This is a genomic window from Bradyrhizobium sp. RT6a (genome assembly GCF_040547675.1).
In the GTDB taxonomy this organism is placed as follows: domain Bacteria; phylum Pseudomonadota; class Alphaproteobacteria; order Rhizobiales; family Xanthobacteraceae; genus Bradyrhizobium.
In genome coordinates this window covers 592626-614299 of sequence record NZ_JBEPQC010000003.1, presented here as the reverse complement: position 1 = coordinate 614299, position 21674 = coordinate 592626, and the positions used below count along the sequence as shown (strand labels likewise).

Sequence of the window (21674 nt, the reverse complement as noted above, 5' to 3'; positions counted from 1 at the left end):
TTCTACGCCGACCGCTTCACCGCGGTCACGCCGGCCGGTGCAATGTCGAGACGAGCCAACATCGCCTGCGCCTGCTCGGCGCAGTGCTCGATCAGCCAGCGCTCGAAGGCGACGGGCGCGAGCGCAGGCGCGTAAAGAAAGCCCTGCACGACGTCGCAGCCAAGTTCGGCCAGCACCTTGCGCTGCGCCTCGGTCTCGACCCCTTCGCCGACGACGGTCATGCCGAGGCCCTGCCCGACGCGCACCACGGCGGTGGCGATCGCGAGCGCGCCGGCGTCACGCTCGATGTCGCGCATGAAGCTGCGGTCGATCTTGAGCTCGCGGATTGGCAGATGGGCGAGCCGGCTGAGGCTGGAATAGCCGGTGCCGAAATCATCCACGGAAAGCCCGACGCCGAGCTCCCGGATTGCGTTCATCGTCTCGAGCGCGGCGACGCTGTCCTGCATGAATGCGCCCTCGGTGATCTCGAGCATCAGCGCATCCGCCGGCAGATCGTATTCGGCGAGGATGTCCTTGAGCCGCGCGGCCAGCGTGACGTTGCGGAAATTGATCGGCGACAGGTTCACCGACACAGATGGAATGTCGAGCCCGGCGCGGCGCCAGCTCGCCATCTGCCGGCAGGCCTCGCGCACCGACCACAGGCCGATCTGCTCGATCAGGCCGCACTCTTCGGCGAGCGGGATGAATTTTGCCGGCGAGACGTCGCCGAGTTCGGCATCATGCCAGCGCGCCAGCGCCTCGACGCCATGGATCGCGCCGTCGCAGCTGCGGATCTGCGGCTGGTAGCTGAGGGTCAGCGTGCCCTCGGCGACGGCGCGGCGCAGCGCCGCGATCAAGGCCAACCGCTGCTCGGTGAGCCCGTTCATCTCGGCGCTGAACAGGCGATGGGTCGAACGTCCCGCCTGCTTGGCCATGTACATGGCCGCGTCCGCCTGCTGCATCAAGGTGTCGATGTCGGTCGCATGATCGGGATAGAGGCTGACGCCGATGCTCGCCGACATCTGCAGCTGCCTGGAGCCGAGCCGCAGCGGCGCGGCCAGCGCTTCGGTGATTCCGGCCGCGACGCGCTCGGCACTCTCGGCGTTGCGCCGCGGCAGCAGGATCACGAACTCGTCGCCGCCGAGCCGCCCCAGCATGTCCTCGGGTCCGATCTGCTCGCGCAGGCGCTGCGCGAGCTGGATCAGGAGCTCGTCGCCGGCGGCATGGCCGAGCGTGTCGTTGACGTCCTTGAAATGATCGACGTCGAGGAAGGCCAGCGCGACGTGGCTGCCGGTCGGGCAGGCATCGATGGCGGTGGTGATCAGGCGCCGCAATTGTGCGCGGTTCGGCAGACCGGTGAGGATATCGTGATAGGCGAGCCGCGCGATCTCGGCGCGCGCTTCCTTGCGCTCGATCGCGAAGGCGCCGAGATTGACGCAGGCCTCGACGATGCGGCGGTGCCAATTGCTCGGCGCGCGCGGCTCCCGGTAGTAGAAGGCGAAGGTGGCGATGACCCGTCCGTCCTTGGCCTTGACCGGCGTCGACCAGCATGCGCGCAGGCCGATCGCGAGCGGCATCGCCTTGTAGGGCTGCCAGCGCGGGTCGGTCTCCAGATCGGTCGCCAGCACCGGCTCGCCGTAGAAGGCCGCGGTTCCGCAGGAGCCGACATTAGGGCCGATCGCAATGCCCTCCAATGCGCGGGAATAGTCCTCGGGAGGCTTGGGCCGCCGAGCGGATGGATCAGGCCCGCGGCGTCGATGTGAAGCAGCGAACAGACCACGTCAGGCGCGATCTGCTCGACACGGCGGCACAGCCGGTCTGCGATCTCGCCGATCGGAACCTCGTCGGCGAGCGCGCCCATGATGAGCTGCTGCAGCGAGCGCAACTGCTTGGTCTCGGTGATGTCCTCGAGCAGCGCGAAGATGTGCTTGACCTGGCCCTTCCTGTCGCGGAAGGCATCGATGCGGGCGCAGACCCAGATCTCCTCGCCGTCCTTGTCATAGGCGAGCATCTCGAGCTCGCCGCGGTGGCCGCCATCCATCAGGCGCTTGATGAGCTTCGCAACGGCCTTGCGATCGGTGTGGCGGCCGGCGATCAGCCCCCTCGCACGGCGGCCCTCGGCTTCCTCGCTGGTGTAGCCGAACAGCGTCGTGAAGGCGGCATTGACGTAGACGATGTTCTGATCGGTGTCGGTGATGAGCACCGCGCGGTTGGTCTGGTCGGAGACGGCGTGGAGAAGCCCGATCCTGACGCGGCGCTCGGCGTCCGCGGTGACGTCGCGCGCGAACACCACCTGATGGGTCACGCCGCCACTTGCAATGGATGAAAGCGAGATGGCCGCGCGGATCCGGCTGCCGTCGTATCGCACGAGGCTGATCTCGTCACGGAAGTCCGCACACGGTTCGGCCCGAAGACATTTGAGGGTGAGAATTTCGGAATCGCGGCCGAGCACATCAGCGCGTGCGAGTTTCCAGATCCGCTCCGCACCGGCATTGAAATGCGTGATGCGATGCGCGCTGTCGACAATGACAATGCCCTCTTCGGCGCGTTCGAGCGCGGCCAACAGCACTTCCGGAGTTTCTGTCATGGCACAATCGGAGGTGGACATCGCTAGACCCGGAGGCATCGGGAAGATACGGCAACCGACGCTAGCGCCGCGATGGTGTCCAAGACGTTTTTGCAGTCCGCTCGCACCGCGCCAAGACGCGACATGCTTAACATTCCGCCAAACACGCGAAGGTAATTGGGTGCGTACGGAACCTATTCGGCGCCGGCATCCGCCTGAAGCTTGCCGGCGACGGCGCGCACCTTGCGCGGCGCGGCTTGCCAGATCGAGAGCGCCGATAATCCGCTCACGAGGATGGCAACGCCAAAGGCGAGCGTGTAGTCGCCGACCCGATCGTAAAGCAAGCCGGTGACCCAAGGACCGGCCGCACCGCCGGCCAATGCCGCCAGCATGATCGTGCCGAAAATGCTGCCCTGGTGCCTGCCCTGAAAAATCTCGAACACCACTGCGCCCATGATCGAGGTCAGGCCGTAGCCGAGCGCGCCTTGCGTGAACACCATGAGATAGACCAGCCACAATGACGGCTGGAATTTCAGTGCCATCAGCGCCGCGAAAGAGATCGCAAAACCCGCGCAGCTGATCGCCCACACCCATTCCCGCCCGATCCGGTCGGAGACATGGCCGAGCAGGATCTGGCCGGGAATGCCGAGCAGGCTGACGATGCCGAGCGCCCACACCGCGACACCCGGGCTGAAGCCGATATCGAGCAGGAACTTGGTCTGGTGCACCTGCACCGCGTACCAGATGTACAGGCCGCAGAAATAGCCGAGCGCAATCCACCAGAACCGCGCCGTGGCGACTGCTTTCCGAAGTGTCCATTCGGTCCCGGCCCAGACGGGATCGACGATGTTGGAGGCCGGTTTTGCGGCGCCCGCGGCCGGCGCGGCATCGCCGTCCGGCCGCAGACCGATATCTTCGGGGCGCCTATGCAGGAACAGATTGATCGGCGCCAGCACGATCAGGACCATCAAGCCCATCGCCGTGCAGGCGGTGCGCCAGCCGGTCCCTTCGATCATGTGCTGCACCCACGGCAGCAGCGTCACCGAGCCGATGCCTACCCCGGCGAAGGCGATGCCGATGGCGAGGCCGCGCGTGCGGATGAACCAGTTCGGCAGGAACAGCGACTGGCCGGAATAGCCGAGACACACCGAGCCGGCGCCGACCATGACGCCGATGGTGACGTAGAGATGCCATGGCTGGCTCGTGAGCGGCGCGAGCAGGAGCCCGCCACCCATCAGAGCCACGCCGAGCTCCATCACCGCGCGCGGGCCGGCGCGGTCCATCAGCCGGCCGATCAGCGGGCTGACCATGCCCGATACCACGAACCCGAAGGAAAAGGCGCCCGCGGTGACGCCGCGCTCCCAGCCGAATTCGGAGATGATGGGAGGAAAGAACAGCGAGAAGGCGGTGCGCGCGTTGACGCCGATAGCCATGGTGACGAAGGTCACCGCGACCACGACCCAACCGTAGAAGAACGGAAGCCGCATTGTGTGTTTCATCCCTGGACGGTCCTTCCGACCATCCGGGACTGCCCGGGTCAAGCGCTTTTCGCGCATGCCCCATGGGCGGCCGCGCTCAGGCGGCGTCGCGTTCGGATGGTTTGACGGGCGCGTCGAACAGGATCCGTTCGATCGGGTGCGGGCGGCCGAACAGATAGCCTTGCGCGAAATTGACGCCGAGCGCCTTCAGCCGCTCGTACTCCTCGCGGGTCTCGACGCCTTCGGCGGTGACCGACATGTCCAGCCCGCGCGCCAGCGTCACGATCGAGGAGATGATGGCGGAGCTGCGCGGCTGATGCGTGAGGTTGCGGATGAACGATTTGTCGATCTTGATCTTGTCGAACGGGAACGCGGTCAGATAGCTGAGCGACGAATAGCCGGTGCCGAAATCGTCGAGTGCGAGCGCAATGCCGATGCTCTTCAGCCGCTCCATGAACGCGTGGTTCTCGACGCCGCGTTCCAGCAGCACCGATTCCGTGATCTCGATCTCCAGCCGCTGGGGCGGTAGCCCGGTATCCGCGAGCGCGGCGCTGATCATCTCGAACAGCTCGGCCTCCTTGAACTGGATTGGCGACAGGTTGACGGCGACTGCGAGGTCGGACGGCCAGCCGGCCGCGTCCGCGCAGGCGCGCCGCAACACGAATTCGCCGAGCGGCACGATCAATCCGGTCTCCTCCGCAAGCGGGATGAACTGGTCCGGCGGAATCAAGCCGCGCGTCGGATGCCGCCAGCGCACCAACGCCTCGAAGCCGCGCCGCGCGCCGCTAAGGGCGTCGACGAACGGCTGGTAGTGCACCTCGAGCTGGCACCGCGCGATGGCGTCGCGCAGATCGCCTTCCAGCGTGCTGCGCGCCTCGAGCTCGGCCGACATCGCCTTGTCGTAGATCGTGAAGCAGTTGCGGCCCGACGATTTCGAGCGGTAGAGCGCGAGGTCAGCCTTCTTCAGCAGCTGCTCCTGATCGCTGCCGTGATCGGGCGCGATCGCAATGCCGATGCTGGTGCCGATCTCGACGCGGTGTCCGGGAAGAAGGAACGGCTCGGCCACGAGCTTGGCGATCCGCCCCGCCAGTTCGGTCGAGCAGACGCGCTGATCCTCGCAAGCTTCCTGGATGACGGCGAATTCGTCGCCGCCGATCCGGGCCAGCACGTCGCCGGCGCGCAGCGCGGATTTCAGCCGCTGTGCGACCTGACGCAGCAGCACATCGCCGGCACCGTGACCGAGCGAGTCGTTGACGTTCTTGAAGCGGTCGAGGTCGAGCATCAGGATCGAGAAGGTCGGACCGCCGTCCTTCAAACGGCCATTGAGCTCGTCGAGCCGGGCGAGGAAGAAGGCGCGGTTCGGCAATCCGGTCAGGATGTCGGTCTGGGCGAGTTCGAGCACCCGCCGGTTCGCCAGCGAGAGCCGCCGCGAATTGCGGCTTGCGAGCATGAGATAGGTCGAAAGCGACAGCGTCAGCAGCATGCCGACGATCAGCACCGCGCCCGCGCGATCGTAGGTCGTCTCCAGCGAACCGCCGGCAGCCGGAACCGCCCGCACCTGCCAATCGGAGTCGCCGATCTTGAGATTGCCCGACCAGTGCAGCGTCCCCGCGACGTCTCGCATCGACTGCGGCGCCGTGGCGGCCGACGAATAATCCGGCAGCATGTCCTCCTGGCCGACGATCTGCCCCGGGAGCGGCGGATAGACGTTCACGCTGACCGCGGGGCTTGCCCCGGTGGTCACGCGAATGGACTGGATCAGCAGCGGCAGGTCGAAGACGCCGACGACGAAGCCGGCGAGATTGCGACGCCGGTCCACGACCGTGTCGCGCGACGTTCCCTTGGCGTAGACGGGAATGGCGACGAGCACGTCGGGCAACCGGCCGCCCGCCTTCGGCTCGAAGAGGCGGGTGCGAATGGCCGCGATCCGGTCGGTGTCGCGCGCGCGCTCGAGGACCGCGCGGCGTTCCGGAACGGTCGCGTAGTCCATGCCGTAGACCGGAGACGTCTTCGGCTGGGTCGAGTAGAGCACCGGAAAATATTCGTCGCTCTGCGGCGCGGTCGCAAACGCATCGCCCTGGAGCGACTTGATGCGATAGCCGGAGACGCCGTCCGTGATCGCCGCGGCCTCGTATTCGGCGCGCTCCTTGCGGTTCACGCGCGGCACCCAGGAAATGCGCAGCATGCCGGGATGGCGTTCGAACAGGCGGGCGCTGAAGGTCTCGAATTCGCTGCGGGTGATCTCCTGGTTGGTCGATTCGAACAGCGTGCGCAGCGCGACGAGCCTGGAAATGTACTCGCCCATGCCGTTCTGCATGACGATCACTTCAGTCTCGGCCGCGTTTTCGAACTCGATCTTGTTGACGCGACCTTCCCATCGCGCCACGGCGGCCGCACCCGCGACCGAAAACAGAAGACCGATTCCGACGGCGACGAGCGCAGGGCGATAGAGCCTGAGCAGCGGCGCGGCACGCCACCATCCGGTCATACGCCCCCGATCCTGATCGTTCTGATCCCGACCGCCCATTCCAGAAACCGCCGTCCCTCTCCCGGCCAACCGAACCTCTGGTTGAGCCGCCGGAGCCACTATCGGAACAGGACCGCGGTTAAGAACTGCACAATTTCGGAGCCCGGTTTTTCCGCATTATCCAGCTTAGTTAATGAAGTGCAGGATGATGCGGACTTTGTCGCAATAAGTTGCCGGTTTTCCCCGGAGTAGTACGGAGCCTTCGATACATCGGCGATTCATCCTGCGGCGATAGCTTTCACAAAGCTACTCACCGCACCCGGCAAGACTTTTCCTGATGTATCGATCTCGATCTGCGACATGCATCGTCATGACCGTCGCCGTCCTGGCAGCAATCATGCTGCCGGCGAAAGCCGACGAAATCGGCGTCAGCGAGGATGCGATCCTGTTCGGCCAGGCCGCAGCGCTCGAAGGTCCCTCCTCCGCACTCGGACAGCGGATGCGCCAGGGCATCGTCGCAGCCTTCACCGAGATCAACGCCAAGGGCGGCGTCCATGGCCGCAAGCTCCAGCTCATCAGCCGCGACGACGGCTACGATCCCGACCGCTCGACGGTGCAGACGCTGCGGCTGATCGAGGACGACAAGGTGTTCGCGTTGATCGGTGCGGTAGGCACGCCGACCGCGATGGCGACGATACCGATCACCAGCGCCAGGAACGTGCCCTTCATCGGTCCTTTCAGTGGCGCCGAATTTTTGCGCGACCTCCAGCATGCCAACGTGGTCAACATCCGTGCGAGCTATGGCGCCGAGGCCGAGGCGTGGGTCAAGCACCTCACGGAGGATCGCCATTTCACCCGCATCGCCATTTTCTACCAGGACGATTCCTTCGGGCGCGACGGTCTTTCCAGCGTGAAGCGCGCGCTTGCCAAACGCGGTCTCGAGCTTGCCGCCGAAGGCACCTTCGAGCGCAACACCCGCGCGGTCGCGTCGGCCTGGCGCACGATCAAGCGCGTCGACCCCGAGGCGATCGTCATGGTCGGGACCTACGGTCCCTGCGCGGAGTTCATCAAGCTCGCGCACCGCAGCGGCGCGCGTCCGACCTTCGTCAACATCTCCTTCGTCGGCGCCGTGGCGCTCGCCCGGGAGCTCGGCCCCGAGGGCGAAGGCGTCGTCGTCTCGCAGGTCGTGCCGTTTCCCTGGGACCGCTCGCTCAAGCTGGTCGCCGACTACCAGGCGGCGCAGACGGCGTTCGACCCCGCGCTGACACCGAATTTCGTGTCGCTCGAAGGCTATATCGCCGGCCGTCTCGCGGCCGCGGCGCTGGAACAAGCCGGACCGCAACCGACGCGCGCGGGCCTGCTGCGCGCCATCAACGATGTCGGCCACTTCGACATCAGCGGCAGCATCGTCACCGTCGGCATGCGCATGCTCGACGCGCCGCCGAAGGTGTTTTTGACGGTGATCCAGAAGGACGGGACGTTCAAAGCCGTGGACCGGCTTTAGAGCCGCTCACGGCCGCCGCGTCCAGCGGTCGGCGTTGACGGCGCCTTGGGGGGCCTCGCCTTTGACGATCGCTTCGACCTGCCGCACAGTTTCCAGCGACTGATATTCGATCGCCTGCGGCGTCAGGCCGCCGACATGGGGCGTGGCGATGACGTTGGGAAGCTTCGCAAGCTCCGGACTTGGCATCTGGTCAGGCGCGCGGCCGACATCCATCGCGGCACCCGCGATACGATTCTCAAGCAACGCCTTCGCCAGCGCCGCTTCATCGACGAGGTTGCCGCGCGAGAGATTGATGAAGACCGCATGCTTCTGCATGCGCCGCAGCGCCGCCTCGCCGATCAGATTTTCGGTCTGCTCGTTGGCGATGGCAAGGCAGATGACATAGTCGGACGCGGCAAGGAGTTCGTCGAGGCTGACCTGCCGGATGGCGCTGTCGCTCACGGTCGCAAAGGGATCTGCGACCAGCACCTCCATGCGCATCACCTTGGCGATGTCGGCGAGATAGCGCCCTATGCTGCCATAGCCGATGATGCCGATCTTGCTGCCGGCGAGCTGACGGCCCATCCGCGCTTCGGGCTTGCGGCCGGCGTGGTAATCGGCCGTCGCCCGCGATACGCCGCGGGAGAGATCGACCATGAAGCCAACCGCGAGCTCGGCAACGGCTTGCACGAATCCGGGCCCGGCGCGGGTCACGAGCACGCCGGCGTTCGACGCGGCCTCAACGTCGACGTTGCGGATGTCGACAGCGCAGCGCACGAAGGCGCGCAGGCGCGGCAGTTGTGCAAAGATCTCGCCGCGTCCCTCGGTCATGCGGTCGGCCACGATGATGTCGACATCTTGCGCAGCGCGCACGAGGCTGGCTGAGACCAGCGTCTCATCGCTTTCGTGCAGGATCACCTCGGCGGCCGCGCGCAAACCGTTCAGGCTGCGATCGCCGTAGTAATTGCGGCGCATCTCCGGCGTGTGGGCCAGCAGGACTTTCACGGCAAGACTCCCTCAATAGCCGAACGCGCGCGGCAATGCCGTGCTCAGCCATGGCACGAACGCGATCACGAGCAGGCAAAGGAACAACAGGCCGAGATAGCCCATGATCGGCTTCACTGTCTGCTCAATCGGCACGTTGCCGATCAGGCAGGCGCCGTAGAGCCCGAGCCCGAGCGGCGGCGCGAACAGGCCGATGCCCATCGCGATCACAAGCACCACGCCGAAATGCAGGGGATCGATGCCGAGCTGCACGGCCACCGGCAGCAGCAACGGCCCGAAGATGATCAGCGCGGCCGCGCCCTCCAGCACCGAGCCCATCACGATCAGCACGCCGATCGCGAGCAGGATAAACAGCCAGGTGCCGCTGGTCTTGGACAATCCCAGCATGAAATCGCCGACCGCATGTGGCACTTGCTGCAAGGTCAGCGTGAACGCCAGCGATTGCGCTGCGGCAACGATGAACAGCACGAGCCCCGCGCGCGTTGCGCCCTGGACGAAGCTGTGTGCGGCCGATGTGAAGCTGAGCTCGCGGAACACCACGCTGCCGACGACGAGCGCATAGGCCACCGCGAAGGCGGATATCTCAGTCGCGGTGGCAAAGCCGCTCTTGAAGCCGAAGAAGATCATGAAGATCAGGCCGAACGAGGCGATCGCGCCGCTCCACAGGCCCGACACCGGAATCTGGGGCTCGATGTCCTCCTCATCAGTTGGGGTCTCAGTTGGAGTCTTGCCGAAGATGATGGAGACGGCGATCAAGGCCAGCGCCATCAGCGCCGCCGGCAACAGCCCTGCGACGAACAGGCCGCCGATCGACAGGTTCGCGACGAAGCCCAGGATGATCAAATTGATGCAGGGCGGGATGGTCTCCGCCATCACCGCGGAGGCCGCGAGCAGCGCCACGGCGCCGCCCGGATTTTGCTTGGAGCGGCGCGCTGCCGGAATCAGTACGGAGCCGACCGCCGCGACGTCGGCCATCTTCGAACCGGAGATGCCGGAAAACAGCACCATCGAGGCCACCATCACGACGTTGAGGCCGCCGCGCATGCGTCCGACCCCGCGTTGCAACAGCTCGATCAGGCGCACCGACATGCCGTTGGCTTCCATGAGGTAGCCGACGAGAATGAAGAACGGAATCGCGAGCAGCACGAAATTGTCGATGCCGCGCGCCATCTGCTGCGCGAAGATAACGCCGGGCAGCGCGCCCTCGACCCAGATGAAGATCAGCGCGGCCAGCGCCAGCGCAAAGCCGATCGGCAACCCGCCGACCAACGTCGCGAAGAAACCGATCAGCATCAGCGTGCCCGCCGACGGGACCGTGGCGGGCGACAGATAATCCCAGGCGAGATAGAGGCCAGTCACGACGGCAATCGCGACGAGGCCCCTGACGATGTCAGGGAGTGGCCTGGCGCAGAGTTGGTCGATCGCAAACACCGTCATGAACAGCGCGCCGGCGCCCATCGGGTAGAAGGTCAACTCCAGCGGCAAGCCGGATCCGGTAGTCTGACCCGCCGTCAGCGAGCCGAGCTTGATGGCGTTGTAGGCGACGTAGCCCGAGATCAGCACCACCAGCAGCGCGCTGGCGGCGTCGACCAGCGCGCGCAGCCGTGCCGGAGCCATGTCGCGGAAGAAGGAGACGCCGACATTCTCGCCGCGCGCGAGCGCGCTCGCCGCGCCGAAGAAGGCGGAGCCGACCATTAGGCCGCGCGCGACGTCGTCGGACCACTCCACCGGCGCGTTGAAGCAGAAGCGCAGCAGCACGGAACCGCAGACGACGACGAGATCCGCAGCCAGCAAAATGGCCGCGATCGCGTCGCTGACGCGAAGCAGCAGGGCGATGCTCCCGTGGCGCCCGCCCGAGAGAGATACGGCAGCCGTCATTGCCACGTCAGGCCTGCGTGGCGCGGATGATGTCGATGACGGCCTTGGAGTCCGGCCGCGCCTTGATGAAGTTCTCGATCTGCGGCGCGACGCGCTTCTTGAACGCCTCGCGGTCGCATTCGGCCACCGTCACGCCCTTTTCGGTCAAGGCCGACAGCGCCTCCTTCTCGACCGCGAGCCCGTGGGTACGCGTGTCGGCCGCAGCCTTCTTCGCGGCATCGAGGAACCCGTCGCGCAGCTTCGGATCCATGCGATTGTAGGTCGTGTCGCTGAAATAGATCGCGAGCGGCGAGAAATTGTGCTGTGTCAGTGCATAGAATTTTGCGGTTTCGAAGAACTTGCTGGCCAGGATGGTCGGCGGATCGTGCTCCAGCCCGTCCAGCACGCCGGCCTGCAATGCCGTATAGATTTCGCCGAACGCCAGCGGCGTCGCGGCGGCGCCCATCAGGCGCAGGCATTCCGTGATGACAGGATTTGGCAGGGTGCGGATCTTGAGACCGGCGAGATCTTCCGGCGTCTTCACCGGCTTCCGCGCCAACACGCTGCGCGAGCCGAAATTATAGGCCCAGGCGATGATTCGGATGTTGCTGCCCTTGAGCAGCGCGTCCTCGATCGGCTTGGCCGCGCCAGAATCGAACGCCTTGGTCTGCTGCGGGAAACTCGAGAACAGAAAGCCGAGATCGAAGGTGCCGACCAGCGGCACCAGATTGGCCGAGATCGACGATCCCGACACCATGAGGTCGATGACGCCGAGCTTCACCGAGTTGATGACGTCGATTTCCTGACCCAATTGGTTGTCGGGAAAGAACGCGACCTCGACCTGCTCACCGAGGCCGTTCGCCTTCAGGTTCTTCACGAGATTGTCGTAATAGACGCGGCCGTTGGCGAATTTGGGATCGTTCGGCAGCGAGGACGAGCATTTCAGCTTCAAGGTCGCGGCTTCGGCGCGGCCGATGAGTGCGGGGGAGAACACGAGGCCGGCGGCAAGTCCTGTCGACGACTTGATGAACGCGCGACGGTTCACGGGCACGATGGACATGGTGCGGTCTCTCCCCGATTATTGTTTTTCGCGCCGCGGACGTTGCCGCAGCCCGTTGCGCGGACTGTATGGCCAAAGCGACGGCGCAGGCAAGACTTGCGGCCAGCCGTTGCAAAGCGGCATGTCGCGAAGATCGACGGCATCAGCGCGCGGCGAAACAACCGTGTTTTTTGCGGGATTCTCGCTCAGACCGGCATCGGGCCAGATGTGCGAGAGGATGCTTTCGCGCGGCATCGGCGATCAATCCAATTGGCGCATGGATCAATGCGCAATTCACATGGATGGCGCCAGAACGATGCCGCACTGGCTCTGGCAGACCTCCTGCCCCATTTTGCCGCAGCTCAACGTGATCCACTGCACAGACAGACGCATGGCGGCCACCTAGAAAGGGTGACATCATCGTGCGCATTGCCGACGGAGGTGACACCATGCGCCGTCCAGTTCTTCGCAATTTGTTTCTTGCATCCGGTCTTCTCGCGCTCTCGCAATTGACGATTCCGACGGAGGCCGCGGCCGAAGCGCGGCTCGCACTCGTGATCGGTCAATCGGCCTATCGCACCGTGCCGGAACTCCCCAACGCAGCCAACGACGCCAAGGGCATGACGGAGCTGCTCGGCAATGCCGGCTTCACCGTCACCACGGCGTCCAATCTGGCGCAGAACGATATGCGTCAGGCGATCTCGGATTTCGCCGGCAAGGTCAGCGCCAGCGGCGCCGACACCGTCGCGCTGGTGTTCTATGCCGGCCACGGCCTCCAGATCGACGGCGAGAACTATCTGGTGCCGGTCGATCTCGACCCCAAGCGCGAGGCCGATATCCCCCTTCAGGGCGTGCGGCTCAACGATTTGCTCAACACGCTCGGCGCGCTGCCGACGCGGGCGCGCATCTTCATGCTCGACGCCTGCCGCAACAATCCCTTCCCTGCCCTCAGCGGCGCCGGACACGGGCTTGCGATCGTCGACACCAAGGCCGGCGCGCCGGGCTCCTTCATTTCCTATTCGACCTCGCCGGGCTCGGAAGCCGAGGATGGCTCTGGCATCGACAGCCCCTACACCACCGCAGCGCTGACCGTCGCCAAGCAGCCTAATCTGCCGATCGAGGAAGTGTTCAAGCGCATTCGCGTCGCCGTGGCGCAATCGACCGACGGGCGCCAGATCCCCTGGGAAAGCTCGTCGCTGACGACCGACTTCAAGTTCTTCGGCGGCGACAGCAGCGGCGGTCAGACTGCGCTTCCTGGCGCATCCTCCATGGCACTTGCGAGCGGCACTCGCAGCCTCGAGGATTGGCGCAAGGATTTGCAGGGCAAGCCGGCCATGGTCGCCTATGAGATGGTGATCACCGACGACACCGTGCCGGCGTATCAGGCCTATATCGAGTTGTATGCTCAGGATACCCGCACGCCGCGCCTGCGCACGATCATGGAGCGCCGGCGCCAGATGCTAGCGTGGGAGCGCGCCACCGCGATCAACACCCGCGCCTCGTTCGAGGCGTATCTGGCGAACTGGGACAACAGCGATCTGGCTGCGACCGCACGCAGGCTGCTGCTCCGCGTGCAGAACCGCAACTACGTCTTGCCTGCCGTGGTTGCGGCCGCTCCTGCCCCGGTCGCCATCGCGATGGCGCCAACCTGCCCGTGCTCGACGCCTCCGACACCGGCAACGCCGGTCAATCCGACGGTCGCGCCCGTGATCAAGAAGCGCGTCGACGACACGCCGCCGAAGCGCAAGGTGGTCGACGCGCCGCCCAGGCCGCGCCGGCCGCCGCCCGATGAAGTGATCTACGAGCGCGCGCCGCCCGCCGGCCCGCCGCCAGAAGCCATAGGTGTCGGAATAGGCATCGGAATTGGCATGGGCATGGGCGGCCGAGGCGGCAACTACGGCGGCCCGGGACGCGGCGATGGCTATCGCAGCCGTTACTGAGACCGCTCGCGCGGCAGCCGGACGCGGACACGCGTGCCGCCACCGGGACGATCCTCGATGGCGACCGTGCCGCCGTTGCTTTCGACAACTTGCCTCACGATTGTGAGTCCCAATCCTGCGCCGCCGCTCTCGCGGCTGCGCGAGGTCTCCAGCCGGTAGAATGGATCGAATACGCGGGTGCGTTCGTCGACCGGGATTCCCGGCCCGCGGTCCTCGACCAGGAGTTCGATCACACCGGTCTCGGCATGCAAGGAGATGTCTGCGGCGCCACCATAGAGGATCGCGTTGTTGACCAGATTGGCAATGACCCGAGCCATGCCCGCAGCCGAGCCGCGGATGAGGAGAGCCGGATCTTCGCAGGTGAGCGTCACCGCTGCGCAGGCGCCCTTGCGCGCTTCGTACTCGGTCCGCGCGACGCGAGCAAGATCGACGGTCTCCGCTGACGGGCCTGCGAACGAGGCGCGGACAAAGGCGAGCGCATCATCCATCAGCGATTGCATGTCGTCGAGATCGACGGTTGCCTTGTCCCGCTGCACGCTTTCGGGCAGCAGCTCGAGACGTAGCCGCAGCCGCGTGACATAGGTGCGCAGATCATGGCTGATCGCGCCGAGCACGAGAGTGCGGCTGCGCAGCAGTTCGGCGATGTTCGCCTGCATGGCGTTGACGGCGCGGATCAGCGCCCGGACGTCGGGAGCACCCCGCTCGCTGACCGGTCTGGTCTCCATGGCAGCGCCGAAGCGCTCGATGGCGACGGTCAATTCGGACAGCGGCCTGGTCTCGTGGCGGACCGCGAGCAAGGCCGCCAAAGCGACCATGAAGCCGAGAATTCCGGCCAGCAGTCCGACAGGAATGCCGAGCAGGCGAAGGCCGAGCTCGCCTGCGGTCTCGATCACCAGATAGCCGCCGCCAGCAAGTTCAATGACGGCTTGCAGGCGCGAGGTGACGAGATCACGCAAGCGGGCCACCTGCTGGCCGTCCCTGATGTTGACGAAGGACAACGCGACCAGCCGCTCCGCCGGCACACCGCTCAGCGCGCGCAGCCGTTGCTCCGCACTGCCCAGGAAACGGCCATGCAACGGGTTGGGCGGCACGTCCTGACGCACGACCGGCTTGAATCGCGCCGTCGTGGCCGCGCGCAGCACCAGGTCACGATCGTCGCGCGGGACCCTGTCGATCGCCTCCGCCAAGGCGGCGACCTGCGCGAACAAAGCGGCAAATCCGGACGGCTCGCCGCGGCCGCGCTGCTCCACGAAATAGATAGCGAGCGACAGCAACTGCACGAGAATGATGGCGCCGACGACGATAAGGCCGAGGCGGGCGGCGATATGAAGCCTGCTCATCCCGCACAGGCTCCGTGATCAGAGCGGGCGGACGTCAGCACTGAAGAGATAGCCGCCATTTCGCACGGTCCTGATCGAGAATGCAGCTTTGGGATCCGCGGCGACGAGCTTGCGGCGCAGCCGGCTGACCGACACGTCGATGACGCGGTCGAACGGATCCGCGGTCCGGCCGCGCGTCCAGTCGAGCAACTGGTCGCGCGATAGCACCCGCTTCGGCCGTTCGAGGAAGCATGCCAGCAGATCAAACTCCGCTGCCGTCAACTCGACCATGCATTCTTGGTCGTTGGACAGGCTGCGCCCGTCGAGATCGGCCACCAGCCTGCCGAAAGCAATGCGCCGCGGCGGCGGCATCTGCAGCGGGCCGTCCACACGCCGCAAAACGGCCTTGATGCGCGCCAGCAATTCCCGAGGATTGAAGGGCTTCGGCAGATAATCGTCGGCGCCGAGCTCCAGGCCGATGATGCGGTCGACATCGTCGGCCTTGGCCGTCAGCATCAGGATCGGCGTGCGGCCCTTGCTGCGCAGGCGCCGGCAGATCGACAGTCCGTCCTCGCCGGGCAGCATGATGTCAAGCACGATGAGATCCGGGCACGCCTGCATCAGCGCCCGGTCCATCGCCGCGCCGTTCTCGACGCAAACCGGCGCATAGCCCTCCCGCGTCAGCAGGTCCGCCAGGAGCGCGCGGATCTCGCGGTCGTCCTCCACGATCATGATCGTCCGAGTATCCATCGCGACCTCTATCGAGCAACCCGCCGGCGGGAATGTGGCGAGCCCATCACCGGTTACAAAACGTTACATATCCGGCCTCGCCGGCAACATCACGGCAAAACATCGAGGCGAGATTGGCCCCCATGCGGCGACCGGTCTCGTTCCGGCGCGTCCTCGCAAACGGGAGTATCCGATGAAACTCATCCTGGCTTCGCTATCACTCGCAACGGTGCTGGCCCTCACGAGCGCCTCCGATGCAAACGCCTGGGTTCGCAGCGGCAGCGTCACGACCTGGCGCGGCACCTACTACGGCAGCGCCAGCGGCGGATGCGCCGGCGGTACCTGCTCGCGTTCGGCTTCGGTGACGGGGCCCTATGGCGGCACGATCGCACGCAGCGGCAGCATCACGCGCGTGGGTCCGCATGCATTCGACTACACGCGCACCACGACGGGTCCGAACGGCAATAGCGTGACGCGCAGCGGCACGGTCGTGACCCATCCCTATTACGGATACCGGTACTGACCGTCGCGCCGCACGACCATGAAATTCCGGCCAGGGTCAGAACAGTGGCCGCGGACTGCCTTCCCTCAACCTGCAAACATGGATATCTCGAATGCGACGATTGACGATCCTGGCGTCGGCCGCGGCAGCCGCACTGGCCGCAGGTTCGACCGCGCTAGCCTTCACTCCCAGCCCTCACCCCGCCATGTCCGACGGCCTCACCGAAGTCAGCGGCGGCTGCGGGCCCGGCTGGCACCTGACGGCCAACGGCCTGTGCCGGCGGAACATCGTGCCCTATGCCCATCCACCCTATGCCTATGCGGCGCCTCCCTATCCGGGGGCTTGTTGGTGGACCAGCACGCCATTCGGCGCGCGGAGGGTCTGCGCATGGTGAGACCTGTACAGCTGCGGGAGCTGCGACGCGCGATCGCGGCCATCATCGCCGCATCGGTCGCGGTATCGTCCGCGGGCGCCGCGTCCGCCCAGCAACCGCGACAGGAGGTACGCCAAGCGTGCACCGCGGACATGCGCGCGCTGTGCTCCGGCATCATGCCGGGAGGCGGCCGCATCAAGCAGTGCATGATCGAGCATTTCGACCAGCTATCGGATGGCTGCAAGAGCGCGCTGAAGCAGGCGCAGGCGTCGAGGCCATAGAGCGTAGTCTCGCGAGAGTGCGCGTGGGGCTTGCAGACGCGATAAGTGCCTGCGGGCCCTGCGGTGTCGCACGATATAGCGGCGAGGCCGGCAACCGCATGTTTGCCGACGACCGGCAGCTGTGGTCTGGTCGGCCAACGGGACGCTTCGGGGATTCGCTGCTGATGGCGCAGGACGCTCACACCGCAACATCATGGCCGCTATTTCGCTCGCTTGCGTCCTATTCGCTGCCTGGCGACCTCATGGCCGGCCTGACGCTCGCGGCGATCGCGATTCCCGAGCAGATGGCGACGGCGCGGCTCGGCGGCTTCGCGCCGCAGATCGGCTTCTTCGCCTTCATGGCGGGATCGCTCGGCTTTGCGATGCTCGGCGGCAACCGCTTCCTGTCCTGCGGCGCCGATTCCACGATCACGCCGATCTTCGCCGGCGGGCTGGCGGCGCTGGCCGCCGCCGGCTCGCCTGAGTATCAGGGATTCGCGATCGCGCTGGCACTGATGGTCGGTGCGATGATGCTGGCCGGCGGCGCCTTCCGCCTCGGCGGCATCGCCAATCTCTTGTCGGTGCCGGTCATGGTCGGCTTCCTCGCCGGCATCTCCGTCCACATCATCGTGTCGCAAGTACCGGGCGTGCTGGGTCTGGACTCGCCCGGCGGGCCGACGCTCGATCGCATCGGCGTGCTCGCAAGCGAGCTCGGCCGCACCAATCCCTTCACGCTGTGCATCGGCTTCGGTGTGCTGGCCGTGGTCTTCGTCTCCGAGAAGGTCAGCGCAAAAATTCCGGGCGCGCTGATCGGGCTCGTCGCCGCGACCCTGGCCACGATCGCGCTCGGCCTCGAGAGCAAGGGCGTCAATGTCGTCGGCCTCGTGCCGGGGACGCTGCCGCGGCCGACCTTCCCCGAGCTTGCACCGGAGCAATGGGTCCGCCTCGTGCCGCTCGCCTTCGTCATCACGGTCGTGGTGATGGTGCAGACTGCGGCGACGACGCGCTCGTTCCCGTCCGATCCCGACAAGCCGGCCGATGTCGACCGCGACTTTCTCGGCGCGGGCGCAGGCAGCGTACTGTCGGGGCTGTTCGGTGCATTTCCGGTCAATGCCAGCCCGCCGCGGACGGGCATTGTCGCCGAGACCGGCGGACAATCGCAGCTCGCGGGCCTCGCCGCCGCTGCGATCGTGCTGGCGCTGCTCGCATTCGGAACGGGATTGCTGCAGCACGTTCCGGACGCAGCCCTCGGCGGCATCCTGCTGTTCGTCGCGCTGCGCATCATCCGCGTGAAGCAGATCGCCACGATCTATCGCCAATCCCCGAGCGAATTCCTCCTGATCGTCGCCACCGCCGCGCTGATCATCGTGCTGCCGATCCAGCAGGGTGCGTTCCTCGGCATCGTGCTGTCGCTGCTGCACGGCATCTGGAGCACGATGCGCGCGCGGCTGGTCGAGTTCGAGCGCGTGCCGGGCACCACGATCTGGTGGCCGGCGCATCCGCACATCGCCGGCGAGCGCATCGCCGGCGTCGCCGTAATCGGACTGCAGGCGCCGCTGTCGTTCCTCAACGCGCCCGGCTTTCGCAGCGACGTGACCAAGGTGCTCGGCGCGACGCCGCCGCAGCTGCTGGTGCTGGAGGCGAGCGGCATGGTCGAGATCGACTTCACCGCCGCGCAGATCCTGCTCGAAATGTTCAGGGCGTGCAGCGAACAGGGCGTTACGGTCGCGCTGGCCCGACTGGAATCGGTACGTGCGCAGGACGCGTTCGAGCGGTTCAGGCTGTTCGAGGCGCTGCCCCGGGAGAACGTCTTCCACAGCGTCGACGAGGCCGTGCGGAAGTTGGCGAAATAACTGCGCTCACTGCACCAATGTCGGGTGATCGCGCTGCACGGTTTCACGGACCCAGCTGGCATGGATCGCGCGGAACAGGATCTGCGCCGTCTTGAGGTCGTTCGCCTTCATGCAGAGATCGACGATGCGACGGACTGCGTCGTCGCGCATCAGTCCATCCGAGATCTTCATCGCGATTTCCATCGCGACCTTGGCCGCGCGTTCGTAGCGCTCGCTGTCGCGCTTGTCGTTGCGCGCGGACCCTGCCGCGCTGGCCGCAGCGGCGTCACAGATCGCACGGATGCGCTCGGCGGCCTCGATGTCGCCGAGCGGCCGTTCGATCGCTTCGTCCCAAATGTCCTGGCGCGTCTTGCGCGCGAACCACTGCATTGCCTGCTCCGTGGTGAGGGAGCGAGCATAAACGGCGGCCACGCCGCGCGCTACGCCTCCGGTACGATCTTGCCGGGGTTGAAGATATTTTGCGGATCGAGCGCCTTTTTCAGCGCCCGCATTGCATCGATCGCCTCGGGGCCGAGCTCCGCCTTGAGATATTTCTGCTTGCCCTGGCCGATGCCGTGCTCGCCGGTGCAGGTGCCGTCCATCGCCTGCGCGCGCTCGACCAGCCGATGCATGAACTCCTCGCCGCGCGCCATCTCGTCGGCATCGTTGGTGTCGCAGACCAGCGAACAGTGGAAATTGCCGTCGCCGACATGGCCGACGATCGGCGACAACAGGTTGAGCCGCTTGAGGTCTTCCTCGGTCTCGCCGACGCATTCGGCAAGCCGCGAGATCGGCACGCAGACGTCGGTCGCGACCACGCCGATGCTGTCGCCGGGCCGCAGCGCCTTGACCGACCAGTAGGCGTCGTGCCGCGCCTGCCACAGTTTTGTGCGATCCTCCGGCTTGGTGGTCCAGGAGAAATCGCCGCCGCCGTACTCCCCGGCGATCTCGGCGAAGGCCTTGGACTGCTCGGCGACCTCGATCTCGCTGCCGTGGAATTCCATCAGCAGCAGCGGCGTTTCCGGCAGGGTCAACTTCGAATAGGCGTTGCAGGCCCGCACCTGCGCGGTGTTGAGCAACTCGATACGCGCGACGGGAATGCCGGTCTGGATCGCCAGGATCACGGCCTGACACGCCCCGTGCACGGTCTCGAACGACACCGCGCCGGCCGCGATCGTATCGGGGATGCCGCGCAGGCGGATGGTCAGTTCCGAGATGATCCCGAGCGTACCCTCGGCGCCGACGAACAGATGCGTCAGGTCGTAGCCGGCGGATGATTTCTTCGCACGCGTGCCGGTCGTGATGATCTCGCCGTCGCCGCGGACCACTTTCAGCGCCAGCACACTGTCGCGCATGGTGCCGTAGCGCACCGCGTTGGTGCCGGAGGCGCGGGTCGAGGCCATGCCGCCGAGCGAGGCGTCGGCGCCGGGGTCGATCGGGAAGAACAGGCCCTGATCGCGGAGATGCTCGTTGAGCGCCTTGCGGGTGACCCCAGGCTGAATCACGCAGTCGAGGTCCTCGGCATGCACCGCGAGCACCTTGTTCATGTCGCGCAGATCGATGCAGATTCCGCCGGCGGGTGCGTTGACCTGGCCCTCGAGCGAGGTGCCGGTGCCGAAGGCGATGACGGGCACGCCGTTTTTCGCGCAGATCCGCACCACGTCCTGGATGTCGGCGGTCTCCTGCGCCATCACCACGCCGTCCGGCGGCTGGTTCACGATCCATGTGGTGGTATGGCCGTGCTGCTCGCGGACGGCTTGCGAGGTGATGAGGCGGTTACCGAACCGCGCGGCAAGCTGCTCCAGCGCGTTCGCCAGGGCTTTCGGCGCCGGCCGCGGCGGATTATTGGTGATGGTCGTACCCACGGACGTTCCTCCCGACGAGACGAACCGTGGCAAAGGACATCTCACCGGTCAAGTCAAGCGACCGGACGCATAGCTGGGGAAGGACACATGCCGGAGACTGCTGCCACGACGATCGAGGGCGCACCGTTCCGCGCCTCGATCATGCAGATCGAGCCGCAATGGATCGACTACAACGGCCACCTCAACATGGCCTATTACAACGTGATGTTCGACCGCGCGATCGACCAGATGTGGCTGACGCTCGGGATCGGTCCGGGCTACATGAAGGAGCGCAGCGGCTCGACCTTCACCGCCGAATGCCACGTGCGGTATTTGCGCGAAATCCACCTCGGCGATCCCGTGCAGGTCTCGGTCTGGCTGCTGGAAGCCGACGACAAGCGGCTGCACACCTTCCAGGAGCTGCGACACGCGACCGAGGGTTGGCTGTCCGCCACGTCGGAGAACATGTCGCTTCACATCGACATGGGCTCACGAAAGGTAGCGGCTTTTCCACCAGACATCCGTGAGCGCATTGCAGCGGTGGTCAAGGCCCACAGCGCCGTGCAGCGGCCCGAGGGCATCGGCCGCAACGTGGCGATGCCCTCGAAGCGGTAAGCGCGCTAGACCCTGTTACGGCCGCGGGCCAATCCAACAACGGCCGAGACCAGGAACAGCACGACCGCGATGAAGAAGATGATCTTGGCGATTTCGATCGACGCGCCGGCGAGGCCGCCAAAGCCCAGGATACCGGCGATCAGGGCGATAACCAGAAACGTCACTACCCAGCTAAGCATGATCCGAACCTCTGTTTCGATGTCCGTCTGCGATCGGCGCGGCTGACGCGCCTCACTTGCAGAACCAATCGCCAACGCGGAACAATGGTTCCGGCCCGCTGGAGCCGGAAATTCGCCTGACCCGCAGGAACAAATTGGCTTTCCGCGCACGTGGAAAACCCCCGACCGCGGCCCCATATAGGGACCAATCCCTGTTAAGAAGGCTCC

Annotated in this window: 18 protein-coding genes and 1 pseudogene; 7 read left to right on the top strand and 12 right to left on the bottom strand. The window is 65.9% G+C overall.

All coding sequences use genetic code 11. From position 1 onward, the window contains the following. Nucleotides 1-2 precede the first annotated feature (2 nt). From ABIC03_RS20890 to ABIC03_RS20880, 3 genes and pseudogenes are all read right to left on the bottom strand, one after another. Nucleotides 3-2587 (bottom strand): annotated as a pseudogene (locus ABIC03_RS20890) (EAL domain-containing protein). Nucleotides 2588-2739: 152 nt separating this feature from the next. After that, on the bottom strand, nt 2740-4032 hold the full coding sequence (locus tag ABIC03_RS20885) for an MFS transporter (protein ID WP_354060897.1): 1293 nt from the start codon (nt 4030-4032) through the stop codon (nt 2740-2742). Between the two features lie 88 nt (nt 4033-4120). After that, nucleotides 4121-6511 (bottom strand): bifunctional diguanylate cyclase/phosphodiesterase, encoded by a 2391-nt coding sequence (locus ABIC03_RS20880; RefSeq protein ID WP_354060621.1) that lies wholly within the window; start codon nt 6509-6511, stop codon nt 4121-4123. A 316-nt stretch (nt 6512-6827) separates the two neighbouring features. Here ABIC03_RS20880 and ABIC03_RS20875 point away from each other — a divergent pair, with 316 nt between their 5' ends. Next, entirely contained in the window at nt 6828-7994 is a 1167-nt protein-coding gene (locus ABIC03_RS20875) for an ABC transporter substrate-binding protein (protein WP_502916931.1), read from the top strand. 6 nt (nt 7995-8000) lie between these two features. On the opposite strand, the gene ABIC03_RS20870 is transcribed toward ABIC03_RS20875, so the two are convergent. The 4 genes from ABIC03_RS20870 to ABIC03_RS20855 are packed head-to-tail and all read right to left on the bottom strand — an operon-like array spanning nt 8001 to nt 12129. Then, nucleotides 8001-8978: a hydroxyacid dehydrogenase gene (locus ABIC03_RS20870; protein WP_354060617.1), complete on the bottom strand. Its 978-nt coding sequence runs from the start codon at nt 8976-8978 to the stop codon at nt 8001-8003. 12 nt (nt 8979-8990) lie between these two features. Further along, complete coding sequence (locus ABIC03_RS20865) at nt 8991-10856, bottom strand: TRAP transporter large permease (RefSeq protein WP_354060615.1); 1866 nt, start codon at nt 10854-10856, stop codon at nt 8991-8993. A 7-nt stretch (nt 10857-10863) separates the two neighbouring features. Continuing rightward, nucleotides 10864-11895 carry a TRAP transporter substrate-binding protein gene (locus ABIC03_RS20860; protein ID WP_275173433.1) on the bottom strand — a complete coding sequence of 344 codons (1032 nt, stop codon included), beginning with the start codon at nt 11893-11895 and terminating at the stop codon, nt 10864-10866. An 18-nt stretch (nt 11896-11913) separates the two neighbouring features. Further along, nucleotides 11914-12129: a hypothetical protein gene (locus ABIC03_RS20855; protein ID WP_354060613.1), complete on the bottom strand. Its 216-nt coding sequence runs from the start codon at nt 12127-12129 to the stop codon at nt 11914-11916. 194 nt (nt 12130-12323) lie between these two features. Between ABIC03_RS20855 and ABIC03_RS20850 the strand changes: the two genes are divergently transcribed. Further along, the gene (locus tag ABIC03_RS20850) at nt 12324-13814 is read left to right on the top strand and encodes a caspase family protein (protein WP_354060611.1); all 1491 of its coding nucleotides are present in this window, start codon (nt 12324-12326) and stop codon (nt 13812-13814) included. Here the strand turns inward: ABIC03_RS20850 and ABIC03_RS20845 are convergent. Further along, entirely contained in the window at nt 13808-15154 is a 1347-nt protein-coding gene (locus ABIC03_RS20845; RefSeq protein ID WP_354060609.1) for a sensor histidine kinase, read from the bottom strand. The genes ABIC03_RS20850 and ABIC03_RS20845 overlap by 7 nt on opposite strands. Before the next feature lie 18 nt (nt 15155-15172). After that, nucleotides 15173-15883, bottom strand: a complete 711-nt coding sequence (locus tag ABIC03_RS20840; protein ID WP_354060607.1) for a response regulator — start codon at nt 15881-15883, stop codon at nt 15173-15175. Nucleotides 15884-16055: 172 nt separating this feature from the next. Between ABIC03_RS20840 and ABIC03_RS20835 the strand changes: the two genes are divergently transcribed. The 4 genes from ABIC03_RS20835 (at nt 16056) to ABIC03_RS20820 (ending at nt 18850) form a co-directional block, all read left to right on the top strand. Then, nucleotides 16056-16385: a hypothetical protein gene (locus tag ABIC03_RS20835; protein ID WP_354060605.1), complete on the top strand. Its 330-nt coding sequence runs from the start codon at nt 16056-16058 to the stop codon at nt 16383-16385. A 91-nt stretch (nt 16386-16476) separates the two neighbouring features. Continuing rightward, nucleotides 16477-16758, top strand: a complete 282-nt coding sequence (locus tag ABIC03_RS20830; RefSeq protein WP_354060603.1) for a GCG_CRPN prefix-to-repeats domain-containing protein — start codon at nt 16477-16479, stop codon at nt 16756-16758. Continuing rightward, nucleotides 16752-17018, top strand: coding sequence for a hypothetical protein (locus ABIC03_RS20825; protein WP_354060601.1), 267 nt, complete (start codon nt 16752-16754; stop codon nt 17016-17018). The genes ABIC03_RS20830 and ABIC03_RS20825 overlap by 7 nt, the downstream gene beginning before the upstream one ends. Before the next feature lie 164 nt (nt 17019-17182). After that, on the top strand, nt 17183-18850 hold the full coding sequence (locus tag ABIC03_RS20820) for a SulP family inorganic anion transporter (RefSeq protein WP_354060599.1): 1668 nt from the start codon (nt 17183-17185) through the stop codon (nt 18848-18850). 6 nt (nt 18851-18856) lie between these two features. Here ABIC03_RS20820 and ABIC03_RS20815 read toward each other — a convergent pair whose 3' ends face one another. Both ABIC03_RS20815 and ABIC03_RS20810 read right to left on the bottom strand, forming a co-directional pair. Continuing rightward, nucleotides 18857-19219 (bottom strand): hypothetical protein, encoded by a 363-nt coding sequence (locus tag ABIC03_RS20815; RefSeq protein WP_354060597.1) that lies wholly within the window; start codon nt 19217-19219, stop codon nt 18857-18859. 50 nt (nt 19220-19269) lie between these two features. After that, nucleotides 19270-20694, bottom strand: a complete 1425-nt coding sequence (locus ABIC03_RS20810; RefSeq protein WP_354060595.1) for an FAD-binding oxidoreductase — start codon at nt 20692-20694, stop codon at nt 19270-19272. A gap of 87 nt (nt 20695-20781) precedes the next feature. Between ABIC03_RS20810 and ABIC03_RS20805 the strand changes: the two genes are divergently transcribed. Next, a complete protein-coding gene (locus tag ABIC03_RS20805) occupies nt 20782-21288 on the top strand; it encodes a thioesterase family protein (RefSeq protein WP_354060593.1) in 507 nt (168 codons plus the stop codon). Nucleotides 21289-21293: 5 nt separating this feature from the next. Here the strand turns inward: ABIC03_RS20805 and ABIC03_RS20800 are convergent, their stop codons facing one another. Beyond that, complete coding sequence (locus ABIC03_RS20800) at nt 21294-21467, bottom strand: DUF1328 domain-containing protein (RefSeq protein WP_007600914.1); 174 nt, start codon at nt 21465-21467, stop codon at nt 21294-21296. Between the last annotated feature and the right edge of the window lie 207 nt (nt 21468-21674).